This window comes from Wolbachia endosymbiont of Drosophila baimaii, assembly GCF_028982185.1.
Taxonomy (GTDB): domain Bacteria; phylum Pseudomonadota; class Alphaproteobacteria; order Rickettsiales; family Anaplasmataceae; genus Wolbachia; species Wolbachia pipientis.
Genome location: NZ_JAPQLE010000025.1, coordinates 1 through 4,398, shown reverse-complemented (window position 1 = coordinate 4,398; position 4,398 = coordinate 1). Strand labels below are relative to the sequence as shown.

Annotated in this window: 3 protein-coding genes and 2 pseudogenes; all 5 read right to left on the bottom strand. The window is 34.6% G+C overall.

Annotated features, from left to right (window positions below):
* Window positions 1-86: 86 nt before the first annotated feature.
* Window positions 87-506: pseudogene (locus OZD66_RS00875) on the bottom strand (hypothetical protein); the annotation flags it as partial.
* A gap of 116 nt (window positions 507-622) precedes the next feature.
* Window positions 623-2,107, bottom strand: coding sequence for a DegQ family serine endoprotease (locus tag OZD66_RS00870; RefSeq protein ID WP_182367208.1), 1,485 nt, complete (start codon window positions 2,105-2,107; stop codon window positions 623-625).
* Between the two features lie 3 nt (window positions 2,108-2,110).
* On the bottom strand, window positions 2,111-2,983 hold the full coding sequence (gene hflC / locus OZD66_RS00865; protein WP_182319521.1) for a protease modulator HflC: 873 nt from the start codon (window positions 2,981-2,983) through the stop codon (window positions 2,111-2,113).
* Between the two features lie 2 nt (window positions 2,984-2,985).
* Complete coding sequence (gene hflK, locus OZD66_RS00860; protein WP_182367311.1) at window positions 2,986-4,023, bottom strand: FtsH protease activity modulator HflK; 1,038 nt, start codon at window positions 4,021-4,023, stop codon at window positions 2,986-2,988.
* A 105-nt stretch (window positions 4,024-4,128) separates the two neighbouring features.
* A pseudogene (locus OZD66_RS00855) lies at window positions 4,129-4,398 on the bottom strand (transposase); the annotation flags it as partial.

Sequence of the window (4,398 nt, the reverse complement as noted above, 5' to 3'; positions counted from 1 at the left end):
GAAAAACATTCCTCTATTCGAATCCTTTCGTCGTGCTGTTGATTCTGCCTTCCTATGACCTGTTCGGACTATTATGAGAAATGCTATAATGTTCCTCCAACTGATATTGCGATTCTGTATCCTCTCTGCACTGTTTGGAATTTATATTTAGTGTTCTGGTCTTTGGATAGTTCTACCTCTGGAAATAGCTTTTTATACCAATCAGATTGCATTATGCACCTCGTATCGAGCGAATGTTTTTCGCTAAGCAACTTAGAATAACTTGCAACTATTATTCTTGCAGTTGGCTGATTTCCCAGTATCCATGTGGGCCACGCAACACTCATACATATGGACTTCATTGAACGCGGAGGCATATTGAATATTATGCGCCTTACTTCGCCAGCATTCGCTGCTTCCAGCCTGTCTGCTATGACTTTTATGTACTGATAATCATTATACTCACATCCCGGCACCACTGTTTGAAAGCACAGTTCAATGAATTTTAGAAAATTTATATTATCCATATGTGTATTTTAGTGAATGGAATGTAGACTTTAATAGTTTTGATTTGTCTTGTAAGATTGAGGTGTTACAATGACAGGCTTACAATGCTGCTAATTTAGTAAATAACCTACGAGTGCTATTTCTTCAACTTTATCGAAGTAAAGAATTGATTTCCATTGCGGTAAATGAGCAACATTATTGAATCTTTACCGTTTTTCTTTACTGCTGAATCAACTTGTTTTTGAAAATCATTAGTATTTTCTATATCGGTTCCATCTAATTGGATAATAATGTCTCCTTTTTTAATACCACGCAACGTGGCATTACTGTTACTATCTACATTAGTAACTATCACACCTTTTGTAGGATTACTTTCTTTTGATTCTTTTGGCAGGTTTGAAACAGTTAAACCAGTTATGTAATCGGATGTTGATTTGTTTTCTTCTTGATTATTACCTTGACCATCATTTGCAGATTCTTCAATCACAACCTTAATATTGACCTCTTTGCTCTTTCTAAGTAACTTAATTTGTACTTTTTTTCCAGGTTCAGTTCTTGAAACCATTTGAGGTAGTTGTGTCGTTCTATCAATTTTTTTATCATCAAATTCTAATAATATGTCACCCACCTTAATTCCACCTTTTTCTGCAGGACTATCCTTTACTATACTTGCAACCAATGCGCCTTTTATATCTTTTAAACCCAAGGACTCAGCAAATTCTTTCGTTATAGGCTGAACTTGCACACCAAGCCAACCATGTTTTATTTTTTTGCCACTTTTTAATGTGTCAATAATTGACATAGCTAAATTAGATGGTATAGCAAAGCCTATACCCACATTGCCGCCAGACTCAGATGGGGAATAGATAGCGGTGTTAATGCCTATAACTTTTCCATTTAAATCAAATAATGGCCCTCCAGAGTTGCCTCTATTAATTGCAGCGTCGGTTTGAATAAATTCATTCATAGTGCCGATACTAATGTCTCTAGACCTTGCAGATATAATTCCTGTGCTTACAGAGCTACCCAAACCAAATGGGTTACCTATTGCAATAACTGTATCGCCAACCCTTGCTGTATCAGAATTACCAAATGCAACAAAAGGAAGATCTTTATTAGAATGAACCTTAAGCACAGCAAGATCAGTTCTTGCATCATAGCCTAAAACTTCTGCTTTGAAATAAGTATTATCGTTCATAGTAACTGTGATATCTTGGGCGTTTTTAATAACGTGACAATTGGTTACTATAGTTCCACCTTTATCTATAATAAACCCAGAACCAAGCAACACCACCTCTCTGTTAACACTAGGGCCCCTATCCATAAAAAACTGATCAAAATGCTCAAAAAATTCTCTAAAATCATCAAAGAAATTATTTCTTGGCATAAAAGGGATTTTAGTTCTATTGTTACTTTCTTGTTTGATTATTTGTTCGCTTGAAATATTTACAACCGCAGGAATGAGTTCTTCCACTAAATCGGCAAGTCCTTGATTACAGTTACATGCAGTAGTGCTAGCATTAACGACCTTTTTTGCATTCCAATCAAACATATTAGCGTACGAAGAAAACGCAATTAGAAAATATGCAAATATAGATAAAATAAATGCCTTACTTTTCATAAATTATTTCCATCCTTTGTTTAAAATATCTAAAAAGTTATTGTTTGGTGAAAGTACAAATTTAGTATTATTTTCGGCAAATGATTTACTATAAGCGCTCATAGAGCGATAAAAGTTAAAGAACTCTTCATCGACTTTAAATGCCTCATTATAAATTCTAGTTGCTTCAGCATAACCACGGCCCCTTATTTCGTACGATTCTTTTACTGCACTAGAGATAATTTCCCTTTTTAATTTATCAGCTTTTGATCTAACTTCCTGCCCAGCTTGCTCTCCTTCTGCTCTAATTTCTTTTGCTTCTTTTTCCCTTTCAGTTTGCATACGGCGAAATATTGCAGAACTATTTTCTTCTGGTAAATCTGCCCTCTTAATTCTTACATCTATTATTTCTATGCCAAATTTTTCAGCTTCAGAATAAACTCCACGCTGAATCAATTGCATAACCTCTGATCTTTTTTCATTCAACAAGCTAATCAACGAAAATCTGCCTATATTTTCTCTTATGTGTGCTTCTATAACCGGATATAATCTTCTAACCAGCCCTGATTCATTCCTCACAGCCTGGTAAAAAATAACAGGATTTGTTATTTTATATTTTGCATATGCATCTACTATAATACGTTTTTGATCCGCTGTTATCACTTCCCTTGGGATCTTATCAGGACTTAAATCTAAAACTCTTTTATCAAGAAACTCTACACTATTTATGAATGGTAACTTAAAATATAAGCCACTTTCCCTAACATCTCTTACAACTTTACCGAGTTGTATAACTATCGCTTGCTTTGTTTCTTGCACAACAAATATTGAATTAAATAAAACAATCAATAAAACAACAAATACAGAAACAAAAACAATTTTAATATTACTACTCATGGTTATTTTCCTAAATTTGTAAGAGGTAAATAAGAAAACATACCTTTCAGATCATCAGTTACAACAACTTTATCTACCTTACTGAAAATATTTTCCATAGTTTCAAGATAAATACGGTTCTTAACGAGAGAAGGATTCTGTCTATATTCCTCATAAAGAGATAAAAAGCGATTTGCATTACCTTTTGCTTCATTTATTATTTCATTTTCATATGCTTGTGCATCTAATTTTATCTTTATCGCTTCACCCTTTGCTCGAGGTATAATATCATTATTATAAGCATATGCTTCGTTTATAGTACGCTCTTTGTCTGCGCGAGCACTTTGTACATCTCTAAACGAACTGATTACTTTTTCTGGTGGATCAATTTTTTTCATTTGAACAGATAAAATCTCTATGCCCATTTGGTATCCATCAAGGATCTGTTGCAATAAAATTCTGGTATCTCTGGAAATTTCGGCTCTTCCTTGACCTTCTAGTGCAAAAGAAATCGTATTCTTACCTATTATCTCCCTCATAGCACTTTCAGCAGCGTTTTTAACGCTCAAACCAGGTTGATAATCCCGCACTTTGAATAAATAGTCCTTAGCATCTCTAACGCGCCACTGAATTTCGAAGTTAACGTTGACTATATTTTCATCTCCGGTAAGCATAACACCTTCACCGCGGTCTGTATCTCGCCCATAAGAACCGCTTACTCCAATTTCTTCGCGATTTACTTCCTTAACGTTCACTTTAAAAACCTTACCAATAGGATAGGGAAAGTGATAGCGCAAACCGGACATCTCTGTGTTAGAGTATTTACCAAAGGTAAGTTCTATGCCTTCTTCACTGGGGTGAACAATATAAAAGCCAGCGCAAGCATAGAACAGCAAAATAATGAAAATGATGAAATAAGGTTTTTTGCCCCTGTTTCTGGTTAACCCATTAAGAAAGAACCTTATATCAGATACAGCTTTACTTAAAATATCTTCATTATTAGGAGTTTTGTTCCCTACTGGTTTCTTTCCCAAATTCCAAGGATTATTCTCATCAAACATAATGATTGATTCTATAATTAATACGCTAATATTACTCATTTTATAAGAAAATGCAAAACTATTTTATTTACAAATTATAGCATTTCTCATAATAGTCCGAACAGGTCATAGGAAGGCAGAATCAACAGCACGACGAAAGGATTCGAATAGAGGAATGTTTTTCCTGGCTCTGTTTTTTATAGCAAACCAATGATGCTCAATTTTGTTGAAATCTGGAGAATAAGGCGGCAGATACAAAATTTCTGCACCAACCCCTTTAGCAAGCTTTATCAGACTTATGAAAAGTAGCATTGTCAAGAATGACAGTCTGTCCAGGTTCCAAGATCGGTGTCAAAAATTGCTCAAACCATCCATTAAAAACATCCATATTACAGT